Origin of the sequence: Algicola sagamiensis DSM 14643, assembly GCF_000374485.1 — a bacterium.
Classification (GTDB): domain Bacteria; phylum Pseudomonadota; class Gammaproteobacteria; order Enterobacterales; family Alteromonadaceae; genus Algicola; species Algicola sagamiensis.
Window position 1 is genome coordinate 44,702 of sequence record NZ_KB894500.1, and the last position, 26,881, is coordinate 71,582.

At 42.8% G+C, this 26,881-nt stretch carries 16 protein-coding genes and 1 riboswitch; of the genes, 7 read left to right on the plus strand and 9 right to left on the minus strand.

Features of this window, described 5'->3' with window-relative positions; translation table 11 throughout:
- Positions 1–10: 10 nt before the first annotated feature.
- From C505_RS0114245 to C505_RS0114260, 4 genes are all read right to left on the minus strand, one after another.
- Positions 11–709: an SDR family oxidoreductase gene (locus C505_RS0114245; RefSeq protein ID WP_018693301.1), complete on the minus strand. Its 699-nt coding sequence runs from the start codon at positions 707–709 to the stop codon at positions 11–13.
- Positions 710–714: 5 nt separating this feature from the next.
- On the minus strand, positions 715–1,542 hold the full coding sequence (gene xni / locus C505_RS0114250; protein ID WP_018693302.1) for a flap endonuclease Xni: 828 nt from the start codon (positions 1,540–1,542) through the stop codon (positions 715–717).
- The gene (ppnN, locus tag C505_RS0114255) at positions 1,526–2,881 is read right to left on the minus strand and encodes a nucleotide 5'-monophosphate nucleosidase PpnN (protein WP_018693303.1); all 1,356 of its coding nucleotides are present in this window, start codon (positions 2,879–2,881) and stop codon (positions 1,526–1,528) included. Before ppnN ends, xni begins: the two co-directional genes overlap by 17 nt.
- A 104-nt stretch (positions 2,882–2,985) precedes the next feature.
- Positions 2,986–4,539, minus strand: coding sequence for a GGDEF domain-containing protein (locus tag C505_RS0114260; protein ID WP_018693304.1), 1,554 nt, complete (start codon positions 4,537–4,539; stop codon positions 2,986–2,988).
- A 356-nt stretch (positions 4,540–4,895) separates the two neighbouring features.
- On the opposite strand from C505_RS0114260, the gene C505_RS0114270 reads away from it, so the two are divergent.
- Entirely contained in the window at positions 4,896–7,283 is a 2,388-nt protein-coding gene (locus C505_RS0114270; protein ID WP_018693306.1) for a type III PLP-dependent enzyme domain-containing protein, read from the plus strand.
- Between the two features lie 148 nt (positions 7,284–7,431).
- Positions 7,432–9,885 carry a hypothetical protein gene (locus C505_RS0114275; protein ID WP_018693307.1) on the plus strand — a complete coding sequence of 818 codons (2,454 nt, stop codon included), beginning with the start codon at positions 7,432–7,434 and terminating at the stop codon, positions 9,883–9,885.
- Between the two features lie 104 nt (positions 9,886–9,989).
- Here C505_RS0114275 and C505_RS0114280 read toward each other — a convergent pair whose 3' ends face one another.
- Genes C505_RS0114280 through C505_RS0114300 form a run of 5 tightly spaced genes read right to left on the minus strand, consistent with a single transcriptional unit; the run spans position 9,990 to position 16,123 of the window.
- Positions 9,990–10,436: an NfeD family protein gene (locus tag C505_RS0114280; protein WP_018693308.1), complete on the minus strand. Its 447-nt coding sequence runs from the start codon at positions 10,434–10,436 to the stop codon at positions 9,990–9,992.
- A gap of 15 nt (positions 10,437–10,451) precedes the next feature.
- Positions 10,452–11,375: an SPFH domain-containing protein gene (locus C505_RS0114285; RefSeq protein WP_018693309.1), complete on the minus strand. Its 924-nt coding sequence runs from the start codon at positions 11,373–11,375 to the stop codon at positions 10,452–10,454.
- Between the two features lie 44 nt (positions 11,376–11,419).
- Entirely contained in the window at positions 11,420–14,254 is a 2,835-nt protein-coding gene (locus C505_RS0114290; protein ID WP_018693310.1) for a coiled-coil domain-containing protein, read from the minus strand.
- Positions 14,251–14,871, minus strand: coding sequence for a condensin complex protein MksE (locus C505_RS0114295; protein ID WP_018693311.1), 621 nt, complete (start codon positions 14,869–14,871; stop codon positions 14,251–14,253). The genes C505_RS0114290 and C505_RS0114295 overlap by 4 nt, the downstream gene beginning before the upstream one ends.
- The gene (locus C505_RS0114300; RefSeq protein WP_157369053.1) at positions 14,858–16,123 is read right to left on the minus strand and encodes a hypothetical protein; all 1,266 of its coding nucleotides are present in this window, start codon (positions 16,121–16,123) and stop codon (positions 14,858–14,860) included. The genes C505_RS0114295 and C505_RS0114300 overlap by 14 nt, the downstream gene beginning before the upstream one ends.
- 145 nt (positions 16,124–16,268) lie before the next feature.
- On the opposite strand from C505_RS0114300, the gene nhaD reads away from it, so the two are divergent.
- From nhaD to C505_RS0114325, 5 genes are all read left to right on the plus strand, one after another.
- Complete coding sequence (gene nhaD / locus C505_RS0114305; protein WP_018693313.1) at positions 16,269–17,510, plus strand: sodium:proton antiporter NhaD; 1,242 nt, start codon at positions 16,269–16,271, stop codon at positions 17,508–17,510.
- A gap of 66 nt (positions 17,511–17,576) precedes the next feature.
- Positions 17,577–17,750, plus strand: a riboswitch (Lysine riboswitch).
- Positions 17,751–17,889: 139 nt separating this feature from the next.
- Complete coding sequence (gene lysC, locus C505_RS0114310) at positions 17,890–19,230, plus strand: lysine-sensitive aspartokinase 3 (protein ID WP_018693314.1); 1,341 nt, start codon at positions 17,890–17,892, stop codon at positions 19,228–19,230.
- Positions 19,231–19,439: 209 nt separating this feature from the next.
- Positions 19,440–24,245, plus strand: a complete 4,806-nt coding sequence (locus tag C505_RS23760) for a response regulator (RefSeq protein ID WP_018693315.1) — start codon at positions 19,440–19,442, stop codon at positions 24,243–24,245.
- Positions 24,238–25,146, plus strand: coding sequence for a GGDEF domain-containing response regulator (locus tag C505_RS0114320; RefSeq protein WP_018693316.1), 909 nt, complete (start codon positions 24,238–24,240; stop codon positions 25,144–25,146). The genes C505_RS23760 and C505_RS0114320 overlap by 8 nt, the downstream gene beginning before the upstream one ends.
- A gap of 335 nt (positions 25,147–25,481) precedes the next feature.
- Entirely contained in the window at positions 25,482–26,852 is a 1,371-nt protein-coding gene (locus C505_RS0114325; protein ID WP_157369055.1) for a hypothetical protein, read from the plus strand.
- Positions 26,853–26,881: the final 29 nt, after the last annotated feature.

Genomic DNA, 26,881 nt, shown 5'->3' on the forward strand with positions numbered 1-26,881 from the left:
TCATACGGCCTTACCAAGGGATCGTTTGACCATCATAGTTTAAAAACGAACCATTATACGCTTGTTTGAAATTAAGCAAAATATCCGCTAACCCATTGACAGATGTTTTGACATCAATCAAGGCATTTGGGCCGCCCATATCAGTTTTCACCCACCCAGGATGCAGTGCTACACTTTGGATCTGATCGTCGGCTAAGTCAACCGAAAGACTACGAACAACCGAATTTAGTGATGATTTAGAACTACGATAAATATATTGTCCACCTGAAGAATTATCATCAATACTTCCCATTTTTGAGCTGATGTACCCACAAATGGCGCCGTTATTCATTTTTAAGTTTGAGTGCAAAGCTCTAGTGAGAAGTAAAGGAGCAAGCGTGTTGACCATCAGCACGTCTTTCCACTCATCCAAATCCACACTGTGAAAAGACTGCTGTCCTTTAGAGCCATAAACACCCGCATTATTGATGAAAATATCGATATTTTGCCCTTGTAGGGCCTGAGCAAAATTGTCGATTGAAGCGACATCAGACACATCCAGTGCATGAAGTGTCAGGTTTGCGTTTGTTTCATTCAAGGATAAAAGTTGATCAGATGCGTGGCCCGGGCGGTGTGTTGCGATGACATTTGCTCCGAGGGCAGTAAAATGTTCCACGAAACCTAACCCGATACCACGGTTGGTTCCGGTGAGTAAAATTGTTTTTTGCATAAGAACTAATCTCGTTGGAGTCTGAGTTGTTTTAGGTTGATACCGAGCTCAATATCGGTTTTAAGTTGACTGATTTGACGGAAGACCTGCCAGCTATCCCATTCTTCCTCCATTTTGCACTTGTATTTTGGTGGTAATCGGTGCAAATCGAGATGGTCCAGCTTCGGGCAGATGGATAGGATCTCTAAAGCTGACTTTGGCCCAATTCCGCTCACACCAGGAATATTATTTGTGGCATCTCCAGCCAAACTTAAAAAGTCGGAAAATTGATGGCTATGAATACCGAACTTTTCAATGACATCTTCATTTTGAATGAACTTCCGGTGGAAGTAGTCGTAAACATGAATATGTTCGTGATGAAGGAGTTGATTAAAGCCTTTATCAGTGGAGATGATTGTCACGGGAATCTGTTTGGCAGCTGTTTTTAGCGCTAAAGTCGCAATGACATCATCGGCTTCATCTTCTTCAGGTAACAGTGAATCAATGCCGACATCCAGTAAATGATCTTGAATTTGTCCCATGCCATAGGCAAGCGCTTCTGGCATTGGTGAGCGACCTTCTTTGTATTCTGGGAAAAGCGTCTTACGCCAACTGGTGTTGGATGCATCAAACACCATTAAAGCGTGGCTTGGCGAGAACTGCTGTAGCAGCTTTTTGATTGCTGATGCTGTGGATGTTGCCGTATTGTGGATCAGCTGATGGCGAGTCTGATCAGACAGTTCACCACGGATCGGCTGAAAAGGACGTTCTGCGATCGCGTAGATGCGCCGGATCAGGTTCAGCGCATCAACAAGGAGTAAATGGTAAGGAGGTGACTCAACTGACAATTTCATAACAGGGGATATATTCAGTACCAGGTAGTTTCATTCGGCCTTGTTTGACAAATGCTTTGAGTAGCTTGTCCATTCGCTTCATCAGTATTGCATCACCAGTTAACTTGAAAGGTCCTTGACGTGCAATTGCTTGAATACCCTCGTCTTTTACATTGCCAGCAACGATACCTGAAAATGCCTTTCTTAGATTTGCTGCTAACTGTGCCAGACTTTGGTCCATATGTAAATTCAACTTGGCCATGTTTTCATGGGTCGGGATGAAAGGGAGCTGAAACTCTGGTTCTATTTTAAGAGTCCAATTAAAGTGATACGCATCGCCAATAGTTTTTCTATAATCGCGAACTTCCGGCATCGATGCTTTGAGGACGCGGGCAACTTCCGGTGCATCCTGAATGATGATTTGGAACATATCCGTTGCTTTCTCACCCAAAATACTACCAATAAAGTCTTTCAATTCGTAAAAGTAATTTTCGCTCTCTTTCGGGCCAGTTAAGATGATGGGCAGTTGTTGTCGCGCATTCTCCGGGTGGGACATGATCCCGATAATGTAGAGTAATTCTTCAGCAGTCCCGACGCCACCTGGGAATATTAAAATCCCGTGTGCGACGCGGACAAATGCCTCTAGACGTTTTTCGATGTCTGGCAGGATCACGAGTTCATTGACAATGGGGTTTGGTGGTTCTGCAGCGATAATACTGGGTTCCGTCAAACCAAGGTATCGTCCGGTTGATATCCTTTGCTTGGCATGACCAATCGTGGCACCTTTCATCGGGCCTTTCATTGCGCCTGGACCACAGCCGGTACAGATATTGAGGCCGCGGATCCCCAGCTGATAACCAACGTCTTTGGTATATTTATATTCGATATCATTAATGGAATGACCGCCCCAACAGACCACCATATCTGCACCGCGTGTAGGCTTAATGGCTTTTGCATTGCGTAGAATATCAAAAACAACATGGGTGATGTGTGAGGAGTTTGTGAGGTTGATGCTATCAGAGCTTTGATAGCGATCATTTAAATATAAAATATCTCGGATCACGGCAAATAAATGTTCGTGTATTCCTTTGATGATCTGGTCATCAACAAAGGCGGTTTCTGGCGGATTCATGAGTTCTATTTTAATCCCGCGTTCTCGGCGCAAGAGGTTTATGTCAAAGCTTTTATACTTTTCATAAATTTCGGTTGAGCTATCCGTATGGCTGCCAACGTTTAAAACTGCCAAAGAGCAGTTGCGAAATATACGATATAAATCACTGGTGGAGGATTGCTTCAAGCTGTCAACTTCAAGCTGGGAAAGAAGGTCCATTGCGCCTATCGGATTCAGTTGTACCAGCATGTGTTTCTCCTTCGGAACATGTTCTCTGCTAACACAGTGAATAATCACATGTTTTTGACAGAGCTAGATGGGTAATTATGAATGAGGAATGTCAAATTGGAAAGTTATTCGGACCAAATTGTGACGCGGTTTCTGCCCTTATTTTTTGACTCATACAAAGCGGCATCAGCTCGGTCAAAAATGCCTTGCTTTGAATCGGAAGAAAGAATCGATGTTGCGCCAATAGAAATGGTGATTTGAACATTCTTATCACGGAACATAAACGGCTTATCTTCTACCGCATGGCGAAGTTTTTCAAGGGGTTGTCCTAATTCTCTCAAGCCGAGATCTGGAAAGATGACAACAAACTCTTCTCCACCATAGCGAGAAATAAAATCAGTTTCTCGTATATTTTGCTTCAGGATTTTTGCGATGGCTTGAAGGGTTTTGTCTCCTGCACTATGCCCATAGGTATCATTGATTCGCTTAAAAAAATCGATATCAATCACCGCGATGGATAATTGGTTTTCATATCGTTGCCATCGTTTGTATTCAAATGAAAACCGTTCTTCGAACGCTGCGCGATTGGGTAATTTGGTGAGTTCGTCTTGTAGGCTTTTGAACTTCTGTTCTGTCATTCGTTTTCGGTACTTTGATGCTTCATCTTCTAGTTCAGTGAGTCGCTCTTCCATTTCGGTGAGGCTAGCAAGCAGCTCATCATATTCCTGTTGCTCAAGTCCATTTTTCTTTTGGATAGAACCGCCGAGTTCAATTAATTGCTCTGTCAAATGCTGCTTTAAGACTTCTAATGAAGTGGCTTCTTGTGCTTCCCGAGTCAGTTGTGCCATTTGCTTTGCGATATCATGATTCACTTCATGCAGCTCGTTATTAATGGTTTCTGATGTATTAATCGAGGTGGAGACCGCTTGGTGAACAGTATTGAGCGCATCATTAATTGATAACATGAACTTTTGTGCAGAAGAGCGCTCCTGCGTAATATGATCAATGATCATCTTGAGAACGGTCAGGCAAATTTCAATCAGATCAGAATGAGAATTGCAGGAGAGAAGGTTTTTACGGAGCTTCTCGAGTTGCTGGCCTTGCTTCCCTTCAAAAGTCAGTTCGCTCATTAAGTTCAATACTTCTTGGGAAATCTGTTGGATGGCCGAGCTTTCCGAGTCACCGTTACCTTGTTGCTCTGAGGTATCGAGCGCTTGTTGATATAGATGAACCAATCGATCAAAGTGAGGAATATAGGATTGAATGGGTCCTTGGACTTCCGAAACCTCGCCAATCCATCCTTTTAAATCCCGTTTGAGTTTTTCGGATAGGCCTGGACGAATTTGAAGTTGTTTACCTGCGACTTTTAGCGTTTTTTGGGTGGATTGAATGGATGAAGATATCTTGTTGTCTTGTTCCTTAAGCAGTCCATTGATTTCTTGAACTAAAGGTTCAATTTTGTCCATATCTTTTGCTGCAGAGAGGGACTTTCGAAAAGCCGCAAGTTTGTTATCTAAATCACTATCCAGACCTTTGCTTAATAAGGTGAGTTTTGAAATCAATTGAAATAATAATTTGAACTGAGCTGCGTGAGTTCGCTCAATATCTTGGCGGGCAGAAATCGAGTCATGCAGTTGCTTTTTTATCTGTTTGATCGTTTCTTTACCAGACGCGGTCATTGATGAATCGTCATGTTATTCGCCCATTATTTTATGATTTAACACTATATTCTTTCCAGCATAAACGCAAAAAATCAGGCTAGGTTAGCAGCGTTTTTATGCTCGAAAGTCTGGTTGAGTTTCCCAGCAAGGGAGTACCAGCCTGAAGCAATCGCTGATTGAGTTTCACCTGATGTTGATGCAGGTAAGGATCGTCTCGGGATTTCATCAGGCCATGCCGCAAGCTGGGCCAATGGAAGCCCTTAGATGATTTCACGTCGTTGAATTCTTAATATTCAACCCTTTTTCATCGACTTTTCAAGACATTTCCACTATTTTACCGCGTCCCGATATCTGCTCAATCTTAGGAGTACCTGATGCAAGATAATGATCAAGAACGAACACATCAGCTAGAAAACTTTTGGTCACTGACCCAAGAAAAGCGACAAGAAACAAAACAGAAATTACATGCAATCGGTTTGGAAGGTTTTCATTTTCCGAGTGAAGCGTTATCAGCCAATATGAAGCACCCGGAAATTGTGGTGCAGGAAGAAGAGAAATATATCTCGCAAAAACTGGCCGAGATGCATTCGCCATTTACAAAACACTATCCTGGGTTTTTCTATCTGAATATCGCAACAGCGCTGGATAATGAACAAGCGATTGAATCTGCAATGCGACAGGAAATTGGCGAGTCGGTTTCATTTCGTCAAATGTCAGCATTCAAATCAAACCACAATTTACCTTTGCAATATGCTCGATTGAACTCAAAAGAAAATGCGGGCCTTGAAGTAGCCTCTTTGCCTGAAGCAGTAGAAGCAATCGCACTTGGTTTTTTACCAGAGAATATTGTCTTTGCAAACCCAACGATGAATGAACGAGAATTTCTTGGTGCTTATCATCTGGGAGTGACGGCATTTTGCTTTGATCATTTACAAAAATTGACTCGGATTATTGGATTTTGTCAAAAACATCATCTTGATTCATCCAGCCTGCGGTTGATCATTCGTCTTGCAACGCCATTCGGTGGTGCTGGTGTATCGATGGGAAGATTTGGGATTGATGTATTGAAGAACCCTCGGATGATCCAGGCGATTTATGAGCAAGCGAAGGTCGCAAACATCCCTATTGTTGGTGTCTCCTTTCATGTTGGCTTGGGGGCAAAATTTTTTGCTGCCTATGACAATATTTTCCTGGCGATCGATCAAGCTTTTCAGATGAGTCACTCAATTCTTGGATGTTATCCAGATATCGTGAATATTGGCGGTGGCTTTGACATGAGTGAAACTGGATTAAGGTATTTAGGAACTTTACAAATTGATGAGCAAATAAAGCGCCTAGGGATAGGTCTTCGTCAATTAAAAGCAAGGTTTCAGCATCACTTTGCTGTTTGGTCAGAAATTGGGCAAGGCTATGTCGGAAACGCAGGTTCGGCATTTATTCGTGTAGAACATCAAGAAATGCGGGAAAACCCAGACCGACAACTCAAAATTTCCGTTCCATTGCCTGGGGGGGCTGTCCTTTGGTCTCACCGCTATAAAACAATTTACGCAGAACAAGAACAACGTATTGTCACGAATGGTGGAAATTGGAACTTCGGCATTCTGCGTCATTTAACTTTATATCCTGAAGTTTGGGTCGTGAATGAAAGTGGCCACTCTGAACAATTACCTCAGTCTGAATATGTGATCCCAACACTGGTTTATGGCCGAAGCTGTGATTCAACAGACGTACTCAATCCAAAGGTGAATGGAGAATGGTTGCGTCTGATGCTGCCAGATCTCGGTAAGTACTCACAAGAGACCATTGTATTACGACTCGGTCTATCCGCTTATATGGATAACAGTGGCGATTTTAACTGGCAAGGTGCGAAGTTACTACCAACTTTTCATAATCTGGCTCTGCCAAAGTCGATAGCTTCTCGTTTCCCTCGAAACTACCTGGCAAGAATCAATCAGACATCAACGATTGAATATCGTCATCGGCCATTCAGTCGTCAAGCACTGACCGCTCGTCAAATTCAAGAAGCGAAATCACTGGTGGCGGAGCAGTTCAGCGAAAGAGAACAAATGATCAGTTGGCTGCGCCAGAATACTCGATATGGCGAGCGGTTGACTCGTGAAACCCTGGATGATCTTTTCGGGCGACTTGTTGAAGAATACATTGATAGTGGTTTGAGTATGGTCACGCTCAAAATTGCCTCAGACCAACTGGATGAAATGGGTGAAATTGTGAGTGTCTGTTGTGTCAAAGTCATTCAAGAGGCTGATATTCCGATGGTACCTCTTCAATTAAGCGCAATATGGGACAGGCATGTTTTACGACTTGTGTTTGAAACTGAGGCGATGGTGATCCGGCGTTTGCACCATGCGACCAGACACTTCAAAGAGCCTATTTTTCCGATGGCATATGGTGCCATGGGTGCGAAAAAAGCTGGGGAACCGTCATATGCTGAACTGTTGCATCATGCAATGCAGCGGATACAAGGCTCAAATGAAATCAAGAGTCTTGGGGTCATTGCGACAGGAGAGCAATCGATTGCTCTTGTAGATCAGAACCCTGAATTCCAGCATGTGATCCATGTGCCGTATGATCGGATTTCATACTGCGGGGAACGGCCGTTTGAAGGGATACAGTTCCAACAAAAACCAGGAGAATTACGTTTTTATGTCAGTGATTTATCTGGTCCGTATCGACAAGTGGAACCATTACCACATGGAGAACCATTGTCTGTTGAAATAAAAGATGGTTCTTTTTTAGGGTAAAAAAACAAACGAATGCGAATTGCTGAGAAGTTGTTCGCATTTTGTGTACAAAAAGATCAAATAATCTTTATTTTCAAATCTTTACAAAACTAAATAAAAGTTGCTGTTACTCATGAGCTAATTGAACGAAGATTAAAATGGAGTCCTTATGACAGTTTCAAGTTCCTCAGTCCAACATGTTGTTGTTTCTAAATTTGATGACAATAACTTTAAGACATTCGAGTCAAAAGATGCTGCAATTAATGCTCTAAAAGACTTGGGCGCAAACGCCGCGAAAGCATACAAAGTTTTACCCGCAGATCAGCACTTTGCGTCGATGAGTAGTGCAAGCCCAAGCCAACACCAATTTGCTCCAGCCACAGAGAGTGACGCAAAGCGCGTTTCATTTGCACCGAGAGATTCATCTGCAGCAGAAAATGTTGATGATCCTGCTCCATTGACACCAAAAACAAAATTGTTAAAAAAACAGATGAGTAAAAGAGGCTCACAACGTTTATTAGATTTAGGGCAACGGGAGAATATCGGGCAGAAACGAAACTTAGAAGCGGCAGAACAACTGAAACAGCGTGATGCTGCAGCAATGGAAACGGTAAAAAAGAAAAAGTATGGTGGGGTCTCACAAACACCTGCTTTGAGAAAATTAACGAAAACCATCCGTGAGCAAACGGTACGGACCTCAGCTGAAAGTTTTGGTACATCCGCAGAACGCCGAATTGCACACCTCAACGCGACGATATTACGTAATGCTGCACAGAACTTAAGTGATGATCGATTAGGACAGATCACAGATAAACAGTTTTCGACATTTGCAGATGCAAAGCCGCTTAGTATCGCTGACAAGTTTACCATGGTTGCTGGTGAATATACGGGGAATTTGACCAACTCAATGACCGTTAAAATCAATACCTTTTTGGGTTGTTCTCAAACAGGTTGCCGTAACAGTGTTTTGGATGTCAGAGAAAATGGTGTCATGGGGCAGGCATTGAGTATCTCTCAAAAAATTGCAGACAACTTAAATGCATTAGGTGTGAGTGACAAACAACTGAAAAAAGAGACTAGTTCAGTGTTGGCACTTAGCGAAATGCTCAATGGTGAAGGGATTGGAACATGTGGCCCAATCAGTGAATTAGCCAGTGTAATGATGACAAGCTTTATGAACAATGCGATTGAGCTGCTTGAATCTGATTTGAGTAATGAGCAGTTAAAAGAGGCCTTACCGCTGGTTGCTGAAATGTCTGATGAACAGCTCGGTGAACTTCGTGATGAAGACACATTGGCAACATTAAGAGAATATGCAGAAAATATTGTGGCGCACCAAGAAGATTCTGGACAAGGCGCGGATCACAATATTACGACGATTTCTTCTGAGTCACGCGCTTTTACAGTTGATGCTTGGTCTACAAGTGGTCATAGCATGAATGCTTATGGCCGTGGTAATGCTGATGGCTATTCGGAAGCGAAGATCCACCCAGTTGATCTACTGCGCGGAGGTATATCAGAAGATATAGAGTCAAAAGAACAGCTTGATAACTGGCTTGGTGATACAAAAGCAGTAAAAGCGCCGACAATTCCTTGGGAGTTTATCCAAGGAAAACTATCCGGAAATACTGAGATCCAGACGATGGGTGCGTTGCTTGGTGACTTATCGAGTTTAGGCCTTAGTGCTTCGGAAGAAAAATTTATCTCAGATGTTTCATATCTTGATCGCTCTGCCATGATGGCCTTGGCTAAGCATGGCGCGAATGAAACACCGCATGATGATAATGCCCCAATGATGGCTCGAAAAGTAGAGTGGTTATCTTCCCATCATGGCGATTCGACAGATACAACAATTGCATCCGATCGTGCAAAACATATGCCTGTATTTAAGCATATTCCAGAAATACGGCAGACATTAGAAAATCACAAGTTCTCAAATGGGATGTCGCGTCATGATATTGCTGAGGAGTTGTTCGAAGCAACGATGGTAAATAATTCCCGTGCGATGCAGCAGGTGATCAAAGATACATTAATTATGGCGCATCCAAACCTTGCCTCCGTTGAAGTCACGCCAAAGGATGATCCGCATCAATTTAAAGTGACGATACAATACGATGCGACACCTGATGCAGATACCGAAGACTTAAGAACAGTGAACTGGAATATCAATTTAAATAATAAGTTTGATCGCAGTATTCAAGATATTCTTGTAACGAATTATCGCAATTTGATGGGCTATGAAGCAAAGCTTCCTTTTGGGAGTTCTGAGGCGATCCATGTGACAGGTAAACGTGAGATCATTCGTCCGTCAGTTCAGGAACAAGAAGATATATCACCAAGCCCTTTAATGACAAAAGGGACAAAAGTTGATTATTCTGAGCAAGCACCTAAATGGGCTCAGAGACTCAGTGCTATTGATAAAAATCTGGCAATGCAAGCGATTGATGTGGCGCTGAAGTATGAGCAAACGTGGGCTGATGCCCAGGATCTCGTTCACGTCTTCCTAGAAGATAGCCCGGAGATGATCATTCAACTTGGTACCATTATCGCACTGTCGGATGAAACACCGACCAGCTGGCAAGATGCACTTCGAGCGGTGAAGGGCGTTTTAGAAGGGATGTAGTTGTCCGGTATTAAGCAAGGTCATAATTGAAGTTCAGTGAATGAAAAGCCGCTTGCACCAGGGTGGGTGAAAGCGGCTTTGAGAAGTCAGAATTTGATAACGATTTACTCTGCTTTTTCGACAAACAAAGTCATCCCATCGGCACGAACAACGCGAACGATGGTCTCTGCTTCATACGCTTGATCAGGTTGAACGCTCCAGAGAGTGTCGCCAAAATGAATTTTTCCACCAGTCGCTAGTAGTGCCTCAGTCAGTGTTGTGGTTTTCCCCACCATTTGTGCAGAACGATTATTCAGGTTAGGGTGATCTTCTGCATCTTTGGGGAGTTTTCGAAATAGCTTGTAGTAAGTTGCACTGAAGATCACAGCAAGGATACTGAAGATAATCAACTGCATTTCCCAGGCTAGATCCGGCACAATCCATTTCAAAATGGCTGAAATAAATGCGGCCATGGCAGTGCCAATGAAGACGCCACCTGTCCCCAATGCTTCCGCGCCGATAAGGACGAGTCCGAGAACGAGCCAGTGCCAAGCATGTAATGTATCAAACATCTCGATACCTCCGCGTTACTTCTTATCCTCACCAAAGCTTTGTTTGGCGATTTCTGCAATGCCTGCAATCGAGCCAATCACACTCGTTGCTTCAAGTGGGATCATCATCACTTTGTTATTCTCTGACTCCGCAAGTTTACCAAGCGCTTCGACGTACTTGGTTGCAACAAAGTAGTTGATTGCTTGTGTGTCGCCTTCGCGAATAGCGATAGAGACTTCGCGGGTAGCATTTGCTTCCGCCTGTGCTAAACGCTCTCTGGCTTCTGCTTCGCGTTTTGCTGCTTCAAGCTGGCCTTCTGCTTTAAGGATTTGAGACTGTTTATCACCTTCTGCAACTTTGATCGCAGCTTCTCTTTCCCCTTCAGCTTCTAAAATTTGTGCACGTTTTTCACGCTCGGCTTTCATTTGACGCGCCATTGAGTCAACGAGATCGCGTGGTGGTGAAATATCTAAAATCTCAATACGAGTGACTTTAATCCCCCAAGGGTCGGTGGCTTCATCGACCTTTGCCAGCAACATCATGTTGATTTTATCTCGGTTGGACAGCATTTCATCCAATTCCATTGAGCCAAGGACAGCCCGGATATTGGTCATGACCAAGTTTTCCATGGCACGGAACAGGTCATTGACTTCGTAGGAGGCTTTCACCGCATCAATCACTTGGAAGAAGCAGACTGCATCCGTAGTAACCTGTGCATTATCAGAAGAGATCACTTCCTGAGGAGGAATGTCGAGGACCTGTTCCATCATATTTTGTTTATGGCCAATTGAGTCCATGATTGGGATGATGAAATTAAAACCCGGTGTCAGTGTTTTGGTAAATTTTCCAAAGCGCTGAACGGTATAGTTATATCCTTGTGGCACAAGTTGAATGGCCTTTACAATCACAATGATTGCAACAACAACCAAGATAATGACGGCGTAGCTGAGTCCTGCCATTATTTTCTCCTTAAATCTTTAAATTCATACTCTTGTAGCATAGCTTAGGCGACTTCTGGCGTCGCTAAGCTTTCTTCTTGATTTTCTTCATCTCGACTGACTTCGATCCAGTCTTTTTCATCCACCCAGTTTTGTGCCCCTGCATTCACAGTCCTGATGGGGACGATATAGTCACAGGATGTTTGCGGTTTTACCGAAGCAAAAATTGGAATAAACCCAAAGCTGGTGGCCATGCGGATCAACGCTTGCTGGTTGGATGGATCAATATCGGCTGCTTCGTCGATATAAATCGGAATACGATAGATATCTCGCTCTTTCTCTGCCATGAGATGACGGATAAACAGCATACCACACAAGAGCTTAATGGTGATACGTGTCCCGTTCGAACCAGCGGAGTCGATTTTTTCATAATACTCGGTTTCATCGTTGCGATTGACGACTTGGAAACGAATGTCGAAGAGGTCTGAGAGTGTGAGGCCACCTTTTTCCTGGGCAATTGTGATGAGGTAGTCTTTTGCTTCGTTTACGCGACTTTCGTCTTTTGATGCTTCTGAGGAGAGCAAATCAAAAGTATCGCCATTCTCATATAAATCAGAAGTCGCGATAATCTGGTCGATGTGAGAGACCAGTTGCTTACGCTCAATCACCTCGATTTTAAAGGATTTGAGGTTTGAGATTTGATGCTGCCAAATGCCGCGGTTAAAGCTGTTCATTTCCCGCTTGAGTCGCTCTAAATCTTCACGTAGACCTTTGATGGTGGCGGCGACATCGGTTAAGGCAACTCTGGCTTGTTTTTCAACTGCGTCACGCTCTTGATCTAAATGATGATAAGCCGAGACCAGCTTTTGGTATTTCACATCTTCGTCAGTTTCTGCCTCGTATTTCGTGATCCCGGCATTATAGATGTGTAAGTAGGTATTTTTGATGTTGATATCGAAGTTACGCAGTTCCTGGCAGTCACGATTGTACTGATGCAAGGTTTCTGGCAGTGTGTCGTATTCAACATTGATATCCATAAAATAAGGCGTCACTTTACCGGACACATAATCAATTTGGTCGTCTAGGCGCTCGGACTTCACTTGCTCAAGTCGTTCTACTTGACGTTTTAACTGTTCTTGTTTGGCATGCAATGTATTGCGTTGATCGGCAATACGCGCAATGTTGGCTTGCAGCTCTTCCAGTGACGCATTGAGCGTTTGCTCTTCTTCTTCCAGTGCTTCGTGCAATCCAAGCTTTGTGTCTTTGTCTTCCAGCATGATTTGATAGCGTTTGAAGGAAGAAATATCCGACTCTGCGCTCAGTAGCTCTTGGTATAGGGATTCTTTTTCTTTGGTTTTTTCTTCCATATTCAAAGAAACGATTTCCAGTTGCTCCAGCTCTTCCAAGCTATGCTCTAACGCATGGATCTGTTCTTTGAGCTGCACCTTATCTTCTGTAGAGCGAACCGTTGCGGGAGTGAGTTTATCCAGAGAAATCGTTGCACCCGGCAGCACCAATTTATGTTGTTTAAATTGGCTGGCAAGCATCTCAACAAAATCAGAAAATGCAGATTCATCAGTGATTTCTATATCAGCATTTTTCGCTGTCGAAAGAGATAGTAAGTCCGGGTTGAGGACTTTACTCAGCGCTTTCACTTCATTGAGAGAAATATCTTCGCACAGACGGGTAAAGAGGTTGTACTCCAAGTTTGTCTGTTGCAATTGTAAGCTGCGAAGTTGCTTTTTCATCTCCTGCTTACGCAGACGAATGGTATCGATACTTTGGTGTTTGACACCACTGAGTGAGTGAGACAGTGCTTCGTATTCTGACTTGATTTGCGCCAGATTATTTTGCAGTGTTGTTTCGTTGGTGAGTTCAAACTTCCCTTGCAGGACATCAAAGTCTGCAATCCAGCGATCTAGCTCACTTTTGCGGCGTGCAATCTCTTTGAGCTGATCGACAAAGAGTGACTGTTTTCCTTCGAGTAAGGACTTTTCTTCTGCCACTTCGTTTAATTTTTCACGAAATTCATCCTGTGACGATTCCACAAAATCATGCCATGCAACGAGGGTTTGATCAATCTTTGCTGCATAGGCGGCGATTTTACCTTTGAGGACGGATTTGTTATCTAGCATGGATTCTAAAGCAGCTATCGCTTCTTGTTGGCTTTCCAAAATCCGTAATTCGCGTTTTGCACGATTCACTTTATCGAATGCCTGATTCCACACATCAAAAAAGTCGACTTTTGTATTCGACATATGCCGCTCAAAGACCTTGAGCATAAACTTTTTCACATCTTGCGCACCAAGATTATGCAAGTTCAGCATCCGGCGGAAGATTTCTTTGTAAGTTGGTGCATCAGAGGCGTTATTCAGCGGGATCATTTTTAAGTTGAGATCGGCATCGAATGGTGTTGCGGCACCCGTTAATAACGCGTTCAATTCACGTGCTTTGATCTCAAATGGCGCTAGTCCCTGTGCTTTTAAATGATTGAATAAATGCGTGTATTTAATGATAGATTTGCCCATTGTGTAATGGGCTTGGTCCAGCTCACCATGATAACAAAAATACTGGTGCGCATAGCCAGAGATTTTACCCAGACCAGCGACTCCAATGACGACTTTGCCGTGGGGAAGATCTGCTTCGAGAAGAATATAACTCTGATCGGTTGCGAAATAGAATTTGCGTGTGTCATCTAAGTCATGACCATCCCATTCAGTCAAACGTAAATCGTTGATGAGAGGGAATTGCAATGCATTAATGACGGAGGATTTTCCGGTGTTATTTGGCGCACAAATGGATGCTGCACGATCAAGCGGGATCACACATTTGGCATAGCCTGCTGTATTGAGCAGCATGAGCTTTGTGAGTCCATAATGTTTTTGTCTTGTGTTACTCATGCGTCAAGTGCCTCCGTTTCTTCTGATAATTCTGCTTCGAAAGCGGGTTGTTTTCGTTCTTCTTGTTCACCTTCAAAAGAAGGCTCAGTTGCAGCATGATTGAAGTTCATCAATGCATCTAGATAGCGATGTACTGGGGTCAATAATTTGATATTTCCTGATGCGGTTTCTTTGGCTATACCAAAGCGAAGCATGCGCTGAAACGCATCTTTACGTAGCTCAGAGCCGGTCGTGATCTCCAGTTGCTCATAAAGCTGATAATGGTTTTGGATCAAGGTTTGGCAAAGCTCTAAATCAATTTCTTCATCAAACAAAGATTGCATCGGGTCTTTGCCACTATCTGCATAATGCTCAATCAGGCAGAATAAAGACAGCGCGAATAACCGCGAGATCTTACCCATTGTGACGGTAGGATCTTGAACGTCGAAGTAAAAAAATCCACGGCTATCGCGCAACAGTCGATAACCCATTTTTTCGAACAGGGCTTCGTAGGCGTCTTGCTGAGACTCTAATTCATGCCAAAGCGTAATATCGTTTTCGCTGATATGAAAGCCTGTAACGAGGCGTTTATTGATTTCTTTGAGATGTTTGAGTTCGTTGAGATCAATGGTGTTCATCAGTTACCTCACAGGCCTCCATTGGATAAAGCGTCAAGCTGACGTCTTGCATTTGGATTGTTTGTTTTTCTTTTGCGTGCTCGGCGACGATTTCATCATCATTCGCCAACTTTTGATACAGATAAAGCAGCTCGTCGGTTTCTAAAGTCGGATAGCTGGTATTGAGCCAAGACAACAAGTTTGGCATTTGACGTGCAGACTTGAGTGCTGCACTTCGAATATTCTTATACTTTGGAGCATTTGGGCTTAAGAATACGACTTCCTTATCCGGCTCTGGCAGTTGATATTCTTCAGATTCGAAGGATTCTAACTCGGCCATAAATGCAGCCATTTGGCTGGCGGTTCCCAAAGTATGGCGCTGAAAATCTGAAGACATTCCCGGCATTTTGCCAAGAAGTGTTTGGTCAACGCCTTTTTTACGGGCCATGGAGAGTACAGCGCTGGCTTTTCTGGCAAGGCGTGTATTTTTGCGCAGCTCTTCCCGCAATGGCAGGAGGATATCTGCACTTTTTCTCAGGCTATTTTGACCAATCGCATACATATCTAGAATACGTGTGCGAAGTTGGATCAGTTGCTCTTTTTCGCTTTGAAGCTGACCCATTTTTTGGATCTGATCAAGAATGGCGGTGATCCGAGCCTCGACTTGATCAAAAGATTGCTGGAATGGTCCATGAATATTGACCATATCTAACATCGGCTCGATATATTCGTCGAATGCTTCCATGACGGCCTGATAACGGTGCGATAAGGACAACTGCAAATCGTATTTTGCCCGTTCTGCCAAACCATGGATTGCGTTTTCATTTTGTTGAAATTGTTTGATGACTTGGCGGACACGATCATCCATTCGCCAGCAGTAGCGTTGCACATCATATTTATCATTATCTTGCGCGGCTGTGGCTAAACGGTCACTGACGTGAATGATATCTTCCACAAGTACGTTGATTTCATCCGCCAGTCCCAATTCGTGTTCTTTTAACAGATATTGAGAAAATTCATGTACAGCTCGATTGAGTTCGTACTGGCTGGAACGGGCCATTGGAATGATCAGTTCGAGCTGGATCAGACGTTGCAGTTCTTTGTAGACTTTATCGCCTCGCCAATCTGGATTGAGCGCTTTGAGTATGTTTTGGACATCTTGCAAAGAAAAGCTACGATGCGAAAAATGCAACAGCAGCTTTTCAATTGTTCCCCAATGTTCAACAAAACAGGTCAATAATCGTTTTGGTGGGATCATTTTTATGTTGCTCACTTGGATGAATAATCATCTTCCCTAATCAATAATCATGAATACAACGACCAATCGCTGTGGTTTTATACGTTTTTCGATGTTAGACTACGCGACCGCTTATTCTATCCAAAAAAATAAACTTTCGTAACAAGGGTCGTGGTGAAAAATGGTTTCGGGCTTAATACTCTCGCTAGTTGTTCTCGCGTTCGTGCTTATTGTTATAGAGGATATTATCCACGTTAACAAGGCAAAATCTACGCTGTTTTTTGGTACATTATGTTGGATTATCGCATTTATATTCCCCATTAATGGTGCAACTCCAGAAACTGTACAACATCATCTGGAAGAAAATTTACTTGAGATTGCGGTACTTTGGCTTTTCTTAATGGCGGCAATGACGTTTGTCGCGTACCTCAATAGTAAAGGGTTTATTCAAAATCTTGTTCATCGGGTATTACCCGAAAAAATGTCAGAAAAAAAGCTGATGTTCCTGATTGGGATGTTTGCATTCTGCTTTTCTTCACTTTCGGACAATATCACCGCAACGCTTGTTTCACTTGCGGTCGTGATGTCACTCAAGTTAGATCCAAAAAAGCGGTTAAAATATGCAACCTTGATTGTCTTTGCGGTCAATAGCGGTGGTGTATCCCTCATCACGGGTGATGTGACAACATTGATGATTTTCCTCGCAGACAAAGTCTCAATTGGTAATCTGTTGTTGTTGGTTGCGCCAGCGGCGGTGAGTGTACTACTTCTTGCATGCATGCTTTCTGTTGGGATGAATGGCACGATTACATTTGAGCGCCAGAAAAAACCGATTGAAAAGATGGACTTTGTGATTGCTGCGATCTTCCTGACCACTATTGTAGGGACGTTGGTTTTAAATGTCGCATATCAAATTCCACCGTTGCTGACTTTCTTATTTGGTCTGAGCATCATGTTCTTAACAGCACAGTTCCTGATGCGCAATCGCCCTGGGAAGAGCATATTAAACTACGTCCGTGAGATAGAATTCGATACCTTGCTATTTTTCTTAGGCGTCTTGCTTCTTGTGGGGATCATGAAAGAAATTGGTGTCCTTAAGCAGATCACGAATCTTTATGCGCATTTGTCGCCAGTCACTGCAAACTATGTGATGGGCTTGCTCTCTGCTGCGGTGGATAATGTGCCACTGACAGCGGCGTTGCTCAAAGCCGATGTGACGATGTCAACACACGAATGGCTCACGCTGACTTATGCAACAGGCGTCGGTGGTTCCATGTTAATTATCGGCTCTGCTGCGGGGATTATTGCAATGAGTAAAGTGAAGGAATTGACGTTTATTTCTTACCTCAGAATGAGCGTGTATCTTCTTATTGCATACACCGTTGGTTATGGCGGTAGCTATATGATGGGACATTTTGTTTAAATATTTAAAAAGGTGGGTGTACGAACGCGACATTAAGCGTTAGAATCGCTTTACTTAAGACTTTTTAAGTCCAGAAGAGGCGCGTCAGCCAGATAACAAACTGAAGGAACCTTTTTTTCGATGCAGGTTTGTGAAGGGGTATGACGCCGAGAATAAATCATAAAAAGGTGTGGTTTGTTCGGCTGTCCGGGTTGAATCCCTACAGCTGTCACTGGTTAACAGTGGAGAGCTTCTGGCTGAAAATGAATGAAAGCCGTATCTTTTTCTATTCTTTTTAGCCTACGCTCTTCTTTTTGATGTGAAAAAAGGAAGAGACCATGGATCCTTCAAATAGAATTCAAACTATATCTATTCATCTCCAGCTGATGGAGGTCACTCCGTGTTAAATCATATCGTTGCCAAATTTGGTGGAACCAGTGTTGCGGACCGAGAAGCCATGCAGCGTTGTGCGGATATTGTCACGGCTGATCCAAATCGTCGTATTGTCGTGCTCAGTGCTTCTGCAGGGGTGACCAATGCACTTGTTGCTATCGGTCAATCAAATGAGCAGGCTGCTCGCCAGGAACATGTAACAACCATTCTGAATATTCAATCAGGTATCTGGCAAGCGCTTGGGCAACCAGAGGTTATTTCATCCAATTATCAAAATCTAATAGAGGAATTTGAAGGGTTTGTTGGTGATTTATCCGAGTCTGTGAGCCAAGAGCAGAAGGACTATTTACTCTCATTTGGTGAGCGTTTTTCAACAATGTTCTTTACCCAACTTCTGCAACAGCAAGGTACTCGTGCGGTCCTGTTTGATGCAAGAGACATTTTAAAAACCGATGCCCGTTTTGGTGAAGCGTTGCCTGATGCACAGCAAACGCGTGAGAACGTCGAACAACATGTGCTTCCGCTTTTAAAAGATAACGTCGTAGTGACGCAAGGTTTTATCGGCTCAACGGGTGAAAAACGAACAACAACTTTAGGACGAGGCGGCTCAGATTATAGTGCAGCAATTTTTGCAGAAGCCTCTCAAGCTGCTTCACTTGAAATCTGGACCGATGTGATTGGTATTTATACAACCGATCCACGTCTCACATCTTCGGCATATCCACTGCCAGAGCTCAGCTTTGATGAAGCTGCGGAGATGGCAACATTTGGTGCAAAAGTCCTTCACCCTGCAACATTGATCCCGGCGATCCGCCAAAATATTAATGTCTTTGTTGGCTCAAGTAGGGCACCGGAGCAGGGCGGCAGTTGGATCCGCTTGAGTACGGACGATAAGCCAGCCTATCGTGCTATTGCATTGCGTGCGAACCAAACATTGGTAACATTAAAAAGCCCAGAAATGCTTCATGCAACGGGCTTCTTGGCGCAAGTATTTGGAATTTTAAGTAAGTATCAAATCAGTGTTGACTTGATCACAACATCAGAAATCAGCGTGGCATTGACATTGGATCATACGGCTGGACCAGAAGAGACACGTTTGCCAGAGCAATGTCTCAAAGAGCTACGAGAATGCTGTGAAGTGACCATCGAGCGTGATTTAGCACTCGTTGCGATTATTGGAAACCAACTCCACTCAACCCAGGGTGTAAGCTCCAAAGTGTTCCACTCCCTTGATCAATACAACATCCGCATGATTTGTCATGGTGCAAGCCAGCACAATCTTTGCTTCTTAGTAGAAAACAAGGTTGCAAGCAAAATTGTTTCTGACTTGCATGCACAGCTTTTCTAAGAGAAACGCATCGAGTTCTTCGATAAACACCGCTATAAAACCTCAGGCCTGAAAAACTCAGGCCTTTCTCTGGCTGTACTTGAATAGTTCAATTGAACGATTATTGTCCCCATTCATGCAGTACTCTTTTATGAATTCAGAAAAGATTTTTTGCCGTCCTTGAGCTAGGTTTTAGGAACTAGAGGCAAAAAGATATTCAAAAAACTTGGATGAAAAAAGAGAATTTAAAAGATATTTTTTATGAATTTCCAAACATCACACTGATTGTTTGGGTGGTTGGATTAAGTTTATTCCCGTCGATTTTGAATCTACTAGGCCTGGAGCTGAGTACAGAAGACCCACAAGGGATGATGATTCACACGTTAACTGAGTGGTCTTCAGTCTCCATTGCTTTCTTTATTCTGATCACCTCTTTGCTTCACTATCAAGTAAAACATGATCCTGCAATTCCCTTGATTGGTATATCTTTGTTTAGTGCTGGCGTGATGGATGGCTTCCACTCAATTGCTTCAATGGGAATGATCGAGTTATTGTCGCCACAGTCCGAACTGATGATGTTCACCTGGGTCCTATCGCGTATCTTTTTTGCCTTTATTTTGATGGCTGGCTGTGTCCTTGCGATTTGGTATCCCAAATTTACTTTCATTCCATTGCCAAACTCAGTCAATAAAGATTTCTACTTTTTTGCTGCTGTTGGGGCTGTGTTTATGACGATTCTTGGTGCTTTGATCGTTTGGACTCTCTCGCAAAAGACATTGCCTCAAACGATCTACCAAGATGCATTTATTCAGCGCCCTTTTGACATCCTGCCATTGGCTATTTTTGTGGTGAATGGGGTCTTACTTTGGATCTGGTATACACAGCGGATATGTATTTCTCGATGTTTATTATTCCTGATTGTTGCGCCCAGCATTATGCTTCAATGTCATATTGCATTTGGTTCAGAGCGATTATTTGATAGTCATTTTCATATTGCACATGCCCTCAAAGTGATGTCTTATATGATAGCTTTGGCTGCAATACTTTATGATATTGTTCATCAAGAGCGCACAATAAAAGGAGAAGGCTTACGAGAACCACGAATGTGGATTGAGCAGGAGAGTGCCTTTTCTACGCGAAAAAATGAGGCAGCTTTAGAGGTTGGAAAACCGAAATGGTCATTAGGGATCTTAATTCCAGTGATGGTTTTTGTTCTGACCTTGTTGATCTCTCTCACAATCAGCTTTTTAGATTACTTTGAAGCAAAGCATCACTTATATCAAAAAGAGATTGAGCAGCTTATTATTGAAAGCAATCTCTCTGAGCCGCATCTAGAGCAATTTTTTTTACAAGCAAGAAATGATGTTGTTTTTATCAGTCGAATGCCTGCTGTGTTTGGACTCATTCGAGCAATTGATGCGAATGACACGGAAAAAGAAACGGCTTGGCGAGAAGGGCTTGAACGGGTGTTCACAGAAATGCTCAGTAGTAAGCCCTATTATTCAAATCTCACATATGTCGGGCTGGGAGATCTCCAGCAAGAAATTGTTCAAGTTGTTAGCCGAACAACAGGTATATTTAAAACGCCCCCTTCTCGTTACGTATCTAATCATGATGATATTTTTATTGAAGACACGTTCAGTATGAATGAAGGAGAAGTGAACTTCTCCCCCATTTTTGAAAACGCGATCAGAGGCTTAAGATCAGAGTTGCATACCCGGGTTGCCACACCTGTATTTCACCCTGAAACGAGAGAGGTTTTTGGGGCAATTATTGCGGAGATCCGTTTTAGTGAATTTATAAATACCCTCAATCAGACTGATTTAGCAAGTCTGAAGTATATGTTGGCAGACAAGCACGGCAACTTGTTTTATGCGCATGGGAATATACTCATGGAAGGCACACCATCGGATGAGATCACGGACTTAAGGTTAGAAGATATTTACCCAAAGTTGACGAAGACTTTTCTTGAGCAAAATGCATCACATCCCTTTATGAATTTGAAGAATCTAGAAGGAGAGGAATCAACAAGTTATCTGCACTACATTAATATGGAAGATTATGGTGATTTCAGCTCACTCTATTTATTACTCGAGCATAACAATACAACGTTACATCAAGAGATTGCAAGTGTAAGAAACCGAAGTATCTTGCTTGGAATTGCGACTTCATTACTTGCGCTTGCACTCACTATTTTGATTTCACGTCGCGTCATTTCTCCATTAACGACGATGAGCGATGCTGTTCGGCAGCATCACGATGGTGAGACGACAAGTCAATTCCCAACGCACTCTCAAAATGAAATTGGTGTCTTAGCGCGCTCATTTCATAATTTGATTTTACGCATGAATGAATCAATTCAGACACAACATGAATTAGCCATGGTTGCACAGGAATCTTCAGAGCGTTTTCAAGCAATATTAGACGCTGCGGTTGATGGCATTATTACGGTGGATGAGGCTGGTATTATTCAGTCATTTAATCCAGCTGCGGAAAAAATGTTCGGGTATTCTGAAATAGAAATTAAGGGTTCTTCATTACAGACGTTATTTTCAGAGGTATCAGAACTCGATAGTGATGCCACTCAGTTGGAATTATTAATTGAGGGTACTGAGTTATGCGGCTTAAGAAAGGATGGTCGCCTCTTCCAATTATCGATATCCATTTCTGAGGTTATGACGCAAAAGGGATTGTTATACATGGGCTTGGTTCGAGACATTACACAGACAAAGCGAGTTGCAGAGGAGCTTGTCCTTGCTAAGGAAAGAGCTGAAGACGCAGTTCGTTCTAAATCTGAATTCTTAGCTTGTATGAGTCACGAAATTAGAACCCCAATGAATGGCGTTTTAGGTATGCTGGGACTTGTGTTAAATACTCAGTTGTCATCCGATCAGCGACACCGTTTATCTGTTGCTCAGAGTAGTGCAAAGTCATTGTTGGGATTAATCAATGATATTTTGGACTTTTCTAAAGTTGATTCTGGAAAGATGGAATTAGAAGTTCTTGAATTTAATTTACATCAAATGCTGAGTGATTTTATTGAAGGTTTTGGCCATCTTGCACAAGATAAAAAAATAGAACTGATTTTGGATGTGACGGGTGTCGAATATGCAATGGTGCAAGGTGATCCGGGTCGGCTGCGTCAGATTTTTACAAACTTGGTGAGTAATGCGATTAAATTTACCGCTTCTGGCGAAATCGTTGTTCGAGTGACACTTCACACAATGTCAGAGCAATTTTGGCAACTTGAAGCGCAAGTTCAAGATTCAGGAATTGGCATCCCGGAAGATAAACGCGCCGATCTTTTCACGCCATTTAGTCAGGTTGATGCATCCACTACGCGTAAATATGGTGGAACTGGGCTTGGATTAGCTATTGTAAAACAGCTCTGCGAGTTAATGTCAGGTGATATTGATGTGCAAAGTGAAATCGGCATTGGAAGCTGTTTTGAGTTTAATATTCTTTTGGAAAAGAGTGAAAAGGCAGGCGATAAACGAATCGATTTTTCTGAATATGCTCTCCATGTTTTAATCGTCGATGATAATCGGACAAATCGCAATATGATCACGGCACAGCTTTCACAGTGGGGCGTTTGTGTTGAAAGCTGTGAGGATGCAGCTGAAGCACTTGTGTTGTGCGATGAACGTATTCACGCACAACAACCAATGTATGATGTCGCGTTATTAGATTTGAAAATGCCTGGCATGAACGGCATTGAACTGGCGAAAAGGTTGAAGCTGATCCCTCAGTTATCATCGATGAAACTTGTCATTATGACATTGATGCATCATCAGGAAGATTTGCAATACTACGCATCTTTCGGATTTAGCGCATATTTTCCAAAACCAGTGACTCTTCATGACTTACATCGTGTCATTAAGGCAGTAACAACAGGCGAGGAACAAACCCAAGAGCAAAGCCAGGGTAAGACTGGGGCGGATAATCATGAATTACTCGATAAAAAGAGTCAATTTTCCGCTCAGACGAGAGTGTTACTTGTTGAAGATAATCAAGTGAACCAGCTTGTTGCCAGTGGGATTTTGGAAGAATTCGGTTTAAATGCAGATATTGCTGCCAATGGTATCGAAGCATTAGCTAGCCTGCATGATGCGGCAGCCGAGGAACCTTATCACCTTGTGTTGATGGATTGCCAGATGCCTGAAATGGATGGATATGAAGCCACTCGTCAGATCCGGGTGGGTGAGGGGGGAAATGCCCACCAAAATGTGACGATTATTGCGATGACCGCAAATGTGATGCAAGGCGATCAAGAGAAGTGTCTGGAAGCAGGGATGAATGATTATATCGCCAAACCAATCGATAAGGATGTGTTATATCAGAAGCTCAAGCAGTGGTTGAATCAAATAGAACTTCCGCAGATTGAACAAAGTCACCAACCAACGCAGGAAAAGCATTTGGTTTGGGATGAAGATGCGATTCTCAAGCGTGTCTGCGGAAAAAAAGAATTGTTGGATACATTGGTGCTGGTCTTTTTTAAAGAAACGCCACATTTTGTTGAGCAACTCATTCGGGCAATTGATGCAGATGATTTTGAGCAGGCATATCATCTTGCACACACGATCAAAGGCTCTGCGGGCAACTTAAGTGGCCTTCAGCTTGAGCAGATAGGGGCAAAAATTGAATCCGCAGCAATGGACAAAAATGCTGAGCAGCTTCGTGCTTCACGTCAATTATTGAGACAAACTTACCGTGCATTTTCAGAAGCCCTTCAACAATACCAGCAAAGACGAAAAGACAATCCAAAAAGTGAAAGTGTGACTCAAGAGGCAATTTCTCAAGAGGCGTTTAAGGAAAAACTCACTTCGATTTCGAATCAAATCGCGCTCAGCGAATATATCGATCCGAATGATATTGAGTTGATGTTGGCACAAGTGACGGATCAACAAATGCGGCATCATTTAGACAATCTGGAGCAGTCTATTTCATCTTTTGATTTTGACAAAGCACAGACGCATATTCATGATTGTCTTGTGCTATTTGAGGAAAAAGGTGAGAAGGTGTTAGAGCATGAATGAACCCCCTGTTGTGTTAATCGTTGATGATTCCTCTTCGAATATTCAGATTATTGCTGGGTGTTTGAAAGAAGACTACCATATTCGAATCGCAACATCGGGTGAAAAGTGTTTAGAACTGGTCCATGATGATCCACAGCCAGATATCGTGCTTCTCGATATAGAAATGCCGAATATGAATGGCCACGAAACCTGCGAACAGCTCAAGGCGGATAAATTTACCGAGAACATTCCGGTAATATTCATTACATGCAAAGATTCAGAAGAAGATGAGGCGCATGGTTTTCTGCTCGGTGGGGTAGATTACATCACAAAGCCCATCAGTCCGGCGGTTGTAAAAGCGAGAGTAAATACTCACTTGACGTTAAAGTATCAGCGAGATAAGTTGGAACATCTCGCAATGCATGACCAGCTCACCGATTTATACAACCGATATTATTTACTTGCTGTGTCGGAGCAGAGGATCTCATCGGTCAATCGTCATCATCAACCGCTCTCTGTGTTGATTATTGATGTTGACCACTTTAAAAAACTCAATGATACCTATGGTCACCTGATAGGCGATCAAGTGTTGATTGAGCTTGCTGATGTATTAAAAAAAGCTTGTCGGCATGAAGATATCGCAGCACGATTTGGTGGCGAAGAGTTTGTCATGGTGCTTGAGCATTGTGATATTAAAGATGCTGCGTTAAAAGCGGAAGTTATCAGGAAGCAAGTTGAGGAAAGGAAGCCGGATGATATTCGCATCACTGTGAGTATTGGTGTTTCACAATTAAAACCAGATGAGCATCGTTTTCGCGAATGTTTAAAGCGTGCAGATGCTGCGTTATACCAAGCAAAAGCATCCGGAAGGAACCAGGTTGTGATCGATCAAACTGTATTCGACGAATTGCCTACACCTTGATTCGTTTGATTTTTAGCCAGACTTTTTTCATTTCATTGATTCTTTCCTGCTTATTTTTACTTTTGATTAAGAAAAAAGCGTCATGAATTTATTTCGCGACTAAGCTTAGAAAAGTAACATCCAAGAGGAACGAAATAAGAATGGGTGACGCGATGCAATCGTTCAGAATTTATTCAATACTTACAACGCTCTTTTTCTTGTTTGCTTGTGGGGGGGGGAGTACATTCGAGGAAAAGGATACGAGCCTTGCGGGTAGTGGAACATCATCAGGATCGACTACAAGTACAGATGGTGGGGATACAACCGCAAATGCAGATACGGGCAGGATCCTCTTTGTGAACAATATCCTCAATGCAGAAAAGCTCCGGTTGAAGATCAACCTTGATAGTGGTGCGGAGCTAGAAATAAATCGGGGGGGGTTTGTATCTTACTCTCTGGAGAATTTTTCTGGGACTTTCAATGTTAGTTTGGATATTACTGCCTTTTTACCAGTGAAAGAAGGGGATGATGAAAAAACAAAGCTGGTCCATTCAGGAGAAAAATTTGACGTCGCGGCGGGTACATTGAAAACGGTCGTGATCACAGGAACGATTAAGGATGATGATGATAATAGTATACGTTTTCACGAAAGCTCTACAGAGATAAAAACCGTTGCAACAGGCAGCTTTTTGTATCGAATACAAAGAGCAGATGATGAAGAAGGCGCAAAAGACTTCCATGTTCACCAGGTCGGAGAAACCCTCCAGCCGAAAAGTGATTCTAATGACGGAACTTTTAAAGTATCTTTGGCAAAAGACGCAGTTTCCGAGGAGTTTATTGATGAAAATACAAGGGATATTTTAGTTACTATTACAGAACCAAATAGCCTCGTTCCTATTGCAACATTCGCGCTTGCCGATAAACAGATCAACGGTCAAGTTTTTCTTTCTACCTTCCCGGGGACGAAAATTGCTGGTAACCCATTTATGTTGACTCAAGCAACAACGACAACGGATAGCTCGTCTTCTGAGACGGTTGGTGTTTTGCCACCTCAAAATAAGCAAAGAGACACTCATTCAAGGACTATTAATTTGATCAATGGGAGTTCATTCGATATAGCTTATACAAACACAGATACCGGTGCTAGCAACACATCTTCTGCAGCAATTACCTTTGAAGAGTCATTTCCAGCAAATGATATAGATGAGATGAAGTTTAAGCTTTCGCCAGTTAATTTTGTTTCAGCTACAGGTACACCCGCAATATCAGTAGGTATTCAGGAATTGGTCGGGGTCACAAATAACGTTCACTATGTCATCTTATCCAGTGTTAACCCAGACACCAGAGTGATCCCTGATGTAAAGCAGGGAATTTACGAAACAAGTAAAGTGACAGTGATTAATCGTCTGTCAGGTACGGTAGAAGGAGAGGACCTTGCTTCTGTGGATGTTTATTTCGTAAATACAGATATTCTTCCTCTTTTTGAAACAAAGGATCTGACTGCGGATTCATCAACTGTTAGGTCCGCGATTCAATCAACTAATTTCAAGCCTGGGGAGTATTTCATTCATTTATACAAGCCTGTCAATAACGTTCGTCAAGCCCTTATGGCAAAAGCTGCAGGTCCATTCTCTCTTGGGAAAGAAAAAAATTATCATGTGTACTTATATAATGGAAGCACGCCGAATGATGTTAGGATTAAAGTGATAGAGATTAACCCAGACTAATACGACAAGTCCTTGAAATATCCTAAGAG